The sequence below is a fragment of the Pseudomonas juntendi genome (assembly GCF_009932375.1).
In the GTDB taxonomy this organism is placed as follows: Bacteria; Pseudomonadota; Gammaproteobacteria; order Pseudomonadales; family Pseudomonadaceae; genus Aquipseudomonas; species Aquipseudomonas juntendi.
This window is the reverse complement of sequence record NZ_BLJG01000341.1, coordinates 1-4,241: the sequence shown is the minus strand read 5'-3', so window position 1 is coordinate 4,241 and position 4,241 is coordinate 1. Positions and strand designations below refer to the sequence as shown.

Sequence of the window (4,241 nt, the reverse complement as noted above, 5' to 3'; positions counted from 1 at the left end):
ACTACCTTGAAAATCGCCGGTATTTGCCAGCAAATGCTGGGTCTTGGCGTCAAACTTTTGCAGTTGATCGCCCTGCTGCAGTTGGTGCACAGCCCGCAGCTCGCGCTTGACCGCAACGCTGCTCTCCGGCAGGTCATTGATGTCAGCACGCAGCAGTTCAATGGCGGTATCAAAGGCGGCGGCATGGTTCTGTTTGAGAGCCGCCTGCGCTAGCTCCAGACGCGCTTCGAAGGTGGTCTGCAGGAGCGACTTGCCGCTTTTGTCATCTGGTTCTTCGTACTCCTGCTCGAAGAAGTCGAAGTTGCCGTAGTGATCGAAGATGAGGAACTCGCTTTTGTGCTTGCCCTGACCAAACAGATTGGGGCGCAGGCGCGTGCCGCGACCGATCATCTGCCAGAACTTCACCCAGGACTTCACCGGCTTAGCGAATACCAGGTTAACCACTTCGGGCACATCAATACCGGTGTCGAGCATATCTACCGAGATGGCGATGCGGAAGTCGTTCTCTGGTTTTTTGAATTCTTTGATCAGCGTACCCACGTGCGGGATTTGGTTGTGGATGACCTTGCAGACCTTGCTGCCATACTGCGGGTAGAGCTTGCAGAAGAGTTTTTCCAAGTGCTCAGCATGGTCCTGACGCTGGGCGAAGACGATGGTCTTGCCAACCAGTGACCCGGTCTCATCCTTGATGCCGTTGTCGATCAGGTTTTCCAGAATGAGGCGGTCGGTGTCTTCGCTGAATATCTTGCGACCGATGTCCTTGCCGGCAATGGTGGTGCGCTTGGCCTCCTCCTCGCCGAGGTCCTCTTCAAGCTGACGCTGCTGTCCTTCGTTCAGGTCGTTGTAGTGAATGCCGTCGCGTAGGAAATCGGTGGTAAGGTCCTTAACGCGGAACGGCACCAGGTACGGCGGATCATTGTTGATGGCTGCATCGAGACCGAACTCGAAGGTCGGGTCGGTCGTCTCGCAGTCGAACATGTCGAAGGTATTGCGGCTGATGAACTTCACCGGAGTGGCGGTGAGACCTACCTGCAGGGCATCAAAGTAGTCGAACAGGTCGCGGTACTTGTTGTAGATGCTACGGTGGCTTTCGTCGGCAATGATCAGGTCGAAGAAGCCCACATCAAGCTGGGCGAAGCGGCTCATCATGCCCGGGTAGGTGGCGATGTAGACACGTGCGGTCTGATCGACCTTGTTGGTTTCACCGATCACGCAACGCGGCTCGCTGGGTAGGTTCTGCTTGAAAGCATCATCAGCCTGGACGCGCAGTTCCTTGCGGTCACACAGGAACAGCACGCGCTTGGCCCAACCGGTGCGCAGTAGCAACTCGGCCAAGGCGATGGACACGCGAGTCTTACCAGTGCCGGTGGCTTGAATGATCAGCGCACGACGACGCTGCTGCTGGAAGTTAGCGGCAACCGTCTTGATCGCTTCGATCTGATAAGGGCGGTCAGCGATATTCAGATCCGGGTTATGACGCTCCAGCTCCGCTTTGCGGTATTGGCGCTGATAGATCAGGTATTCGAGGCTGTCTTTGCTGTAGAGGCCGTACACCGGACGGTAGGTGTTGTATTGCGCGTCGTCCCAGATGAAGGTCTCGTAGCCGTTGCTGTAGAAAATCACCGGGCGCTGCATGCCCATGCGCTCGAAGCCATCGGCATACATCCGGGCCTGTTCGCGTCCGGCCTGCAGACTGACATTGCCGGATTTCTTGGCCTCGATCACAGCCAGCGGTTGGCCGTTGTCACCCCATAGCACGTAGTCAGCACGGCCCTTGCCAGAGACGTTATCGGGAAAGTCGACGTCCACTTCCTGGCCTACCTGCGAGGGATTACTGATATCCCAGCCCGCCTGAACCAGCATGGCATCGATCAGTAGAGCGCGGGTCTTGGCTTCGTTCCACTGCAGACTGTCGGCAACTTTCTGACTCTGCTGCTGACGGTGCTGCTTATCCGGCTTAGCAAGTGGCTCCAGCTTATCAAGATTGCGGGTGCGCTCCTGCTCCAGCTTATCCATGACGCGCTGCAGCTCTTCCTGCTGCTGAGTGAGCTCCTTCTCGTAGCTGGAGACGGTCTTCTGCAGGCTAGCGAGAGTCGCAGTCGGATCCTGCACCTCGGCAAAGGGCGAAATATCAGCCTGTGCGGTGCCGTAGTACTTGATGGCCATGTACATGGCCAGTTGATGGGCGGTCTTCAGTGCCAACTGCGCATTGCGCAGGTCACCTTCCGCACCGTGAGCGGTGTCATTGCCCTGGATACGCAGGAAGTTGATTTGGTGAACCAGAGGCTTGCTGACGCAATCGGTGAACACCGAGCTTTTAACCAGTTCGTAAAAGGTCGACTGCGGCATACGCGGCAGCAATTCTTCCTTGTAGATACCTTTGGTCAGCTCCTCGGCAAAACTGCGCAAGCGCGTCAGAGCGCTACCCGGATCAATATGGATCACGGCCTCGGCCAGGCCAGCTAGGTTTGCCAGCAACTCGTTGCCGGGACGAAGGAACTCGAAGTTGACTGATTTCATATAGGCGATTCTGTCCATAACCATCCTCTGAGCGAGGATCGTGCCAAGTTTCTATTCGACGTCGTACTTGCTCATCCAGTTTGTCAGCGTTTGCTGGCTTTTCAGCCCCAGCAGGCTGGCTGCCCGGGTCTTATTGTGCCCGGTCACTTTCAGGGCCTGACGCAGATAGCGCCTTGCGGTATTTGCAATTATCCCTTGTAAATCAATAGGTTGAGAAAAACTCTCAAGCTGTTCAGCATGCCCATCTTGAGGTATCTGGAACAGCGCCTGCTCTATGTCTCCAGCCTCGATCAAATCGCCCCGGCACCACAGCGCTGCACGTAACAGGGCCGATTGCAACTCACGAACATTACCGCGCCAAGGATGGCGAAGAATAAGATTCTTTGCCTCTGCGGAAATTTTCTTATCGCCTAGAGTGTCATCTTGCTTGGCGGTCTCCCCGAGCAAGGCGTCAGCCAGCAGCAACAGATCACCCTCTCGCTCGCGTAATGGCGGCAAGTGCAAAACGCCAACGGCGACTCGATAAAACAGATCCTCACGGAAACGCCGTTCTGCCACCGACTGCATGAGATTGCGGTGGGTAGCCGTAATCAGGCGTACATTGACCCGCACCTCCTGACTACTACCCACTGGCGTAATCACTCCATCCTGCAACACCCTCAGCAAACGCACCTGGGCGTCCGCCGTCAGTTCGCCGAACTCATCAAGGAACAGGGTTCCGCCATCCGCCTGCTGGAACACCCCAGCACGATTCTCCACCGCGCCGGTGAAAGCGCCTTTACGATGGCCAAACAAGGTAGAGTCGATCAGCTCTGGTGGGATAGCCCCGCAATTAAGCGCGATGAAAGGCGCTGACGAACGCGGACCAGCATTATGGATGGCTCTGGCGAACAACTCTTTACCAGTGCCTGTCTCTCCATAGAGCAACACCGGGACCTGCTTCTGAGCCAGCACCTGCGCTTGCGATTTAAGCAGCAGCATGCGCTCGCTTTGCGTGATGATGCTGGCGAAAGCGGCATCAACCGGCGCCCGACTGTCGGCGAGGCGCAACAGCTTATCGGCACTGATGGAGTTAGCGGCCGGCACATACTCGGCCGCAATCTCAAATGGCACATCAACCTGCTGCACCCCCTGCTCCAGAGAGGACTGATAGAAAGTCACCGGGTAGCGGGTCTTGCCCAGGAGAATCCACACAGCCTGCATGGCCGGAGTGCCAGGGCTGAGGAGAATGGAAAGGTGGTTGGAATGCAGGTGCAGGCGCGTCAGGTGAGCATTGGCAGCCTGGTAGATATCCCCGAAATGTACAGGGCTCGTCAGTGACTCATAACTGACGGTGACCGGCATACAGACCCGCTCACGGAGCCAGGCGACATAAGGCTCGACCAACTCAGACGGATAAGACGAAAGCAGTTCCGCGCGATCAAAGGATTGCGCTCTTAGCGTCGCCAGTACAGGCCCAGTTTCACTGCCCGACAACGCCTTCAGATCGTTCCCTCCGACCCAGCAGAGCAGCACCTTCTGCTTTGTAGACACGCCTTCCTATCCCCTAGGTCCTCTCGCGTCCAGATGCGCGGCTTGCTGGCATTGTGCCTTGTGGCAAAGATGCCGAAAAGTAAATCATCGCGTTAGTTTCAATCACGCTACTGCCCTGGCTACGAAAGGTAAGAGGATCACCCTGAGAACGGCTTGATGAACCGACTAGGGTAAGCGTCCGGCGAACT

Annotated in this window: 2 protein-coding genes; both read right to left on the bottom strand. The window is 56.6% G+C overall.

What is annotated here, in order from left to right; genetic code table 11:
• A partial coding sequence (locus GYA94_RS25725) for a DEAD/DEAH box helicase family protein (protein WP_161893369.1) occupies positions 1-2,520 on the bottom strand: 2,520 nt, incomplete at its 3' end.
• A gap of 51 nt (positions 2,521-2,571) precedes the next feature.
• Positions 2,572-4,053, bottom strand: a complete 1,482-nt coding sequence (locus GYA94_RS25720) for a sigma-54 interaction domain-containing protein (protein WP_161893368.1) — start codon at positions 4,051-4,053, stop codon at positions 2,572-2,574.
• Positions 4,054-4,241: the final 188 nt, after the last annotated feature.